We start from the raw sequence: 1,508 nt of genomic DNA, 5'->3' as shown, positions 1-1,508 counted from the left end.
GATAGCGGTAGATATGAAAAATAACATGCCTATCCAAGGTCGTCTGTATCCTTCTCATTATTCTCTCTTATATTTTATCAAAGGGGAAAAAGCTAATACATTTGAGCCAGATAGATTAGCAGCACAAACTTGTCCAAAATGTTTTGGTGATCTTAAAGATTATGGTGGATACAAAAGTAAAATGAACCCTCTTGGCATTAATCTTACTGACGTGTGGTATGATATTTCTCCTGTTAGACATAAAAAGTATAAGAAAAGATATGGAGCTAATGAGTTAAGTATAAAGGTTTTAGACAGAGTTATAGAGATGGCAACAAAGGAAGGGGATCTTATTTTTGACCCGTTTGGTGGTTCAGGCACAACCTATGTTATAGCTGAGATTAAAAATCGTAAATGGATCGGCTGCGAAATTGATGACTGTGAAATAATCAAAGAGCGATTTGATAATATCTCAGAAGATAAAGAGCATTTAATTGAAGTACGTGGAAAGCTTAACTCCTTGTTCCCATCTACTATAAAAAGAGAAAGAGAGAAACGGGGGCTTTGGACTGTAGAAAACGTTAGAGGTAGTAATAAGGAAAGAAGAGATGACAATGAGCGGTTTTTTTCTCTTCAAGATGAAGATAATTAATTTTTGAAGAGCTTAGTGGTAGGGACTGTAAGGTATACAGCCCCTTTGAATTTAATTGAAAGAAGGATCATATTTTTACATTAATCTGAGGTTTGCTTAAGAAGGGAGCTAAGTGCCTGAGGCACGATCAAAGTTTTTGCTAAATAAAACAGAATCGTGGAGATCCTCAGGCATGTCTAATTTAGAAGAACTTTACTGCGGCGTCGATGACTTTTGCCAACAATTTATTCCTCTCTGGCATCAACAGTTAATTGAAAACGGCTTGCTCAAACGTCGCCACGACGCTTCCCTTTCTCTCAGTGAAGTGATGACGATACTCATTTTATTCCACATGAGCCATTATCGTGATTTTGAAACGTTTTATATTCAGCATGTTAAACACTATCTTCAGGCCGATTTTCCCGGATTGGTCAGCTACACCCGGATGTTAACCTTGAAGCAAAGGGCGCTCATTCCTCTCTGGGCTTTTCTTTCGTCACGCAAGGTTGAAACCCTGGGGATCGCTTTTATTGATTCAACCAAAATTGCCGTTTGTCACAACCTCCGTATTCCCCGTCATCGCGTATTTGAGGGCGTTGCCCAGCGAGGGAAAACGAGTACAGGCTGGTTTTAGGGTTTTAAACTTCATCTGGTTATCAACGATTGTGGTGAACTTTTAGCGGTTAAGTTGACCTCAGGAAATCAAGATGATCGTTATCCCGTCAAAGCGTTGCTACAAGGGTTAACTGGGTGTTTGTATGGCGATAAAGGGTATTTGTCACAGGCCCTGTGCGATGAACTGGAAGCAGAAGGAATAACGTTAATCACTCATGTCCGTAGTAACATGAAAGCAAAAGCGTTATCTCTCTGGAATAAACTGATGTTAAGAAAGCGATTT

General features: G+C 39.4%; 1 protein-coding gene and 1 pseudogene. Both read left to right on the top strand.

The window, feature by feature from the left end:
- A partial coding sequence (locus tag OO184_RS24865; protein ID WP_265381445.1) for a DNA methyltransferase occupies window positions 1-631 on the top strand: 631 nt, incomplete at its 5' end.
- Window positions 632-803: 172 nt separating this feature from the next.
- A pseudogene (locus OO184_RS25125) lies at window positions 804-1,508 on the top strand (IS982 family transposase); the annotation flags it as partial.

It is taken from the genome of Photorhabdus aballayi (assembly GCF_026153155.1).
In the GTDB taxonomy this organism is placed as follows: Bacteria; Pseudomonadota; Gammaproteobacteria; order Enterobacterales; family Enterobacteriaceae; genus Photorhabdus; species Photorhabdus luminescens.
The sequence above is the reverse complement of the archived record's forward strand: the minus strand, read 5'-3'. Positions and strand labels throughout refer to the sequence as shown.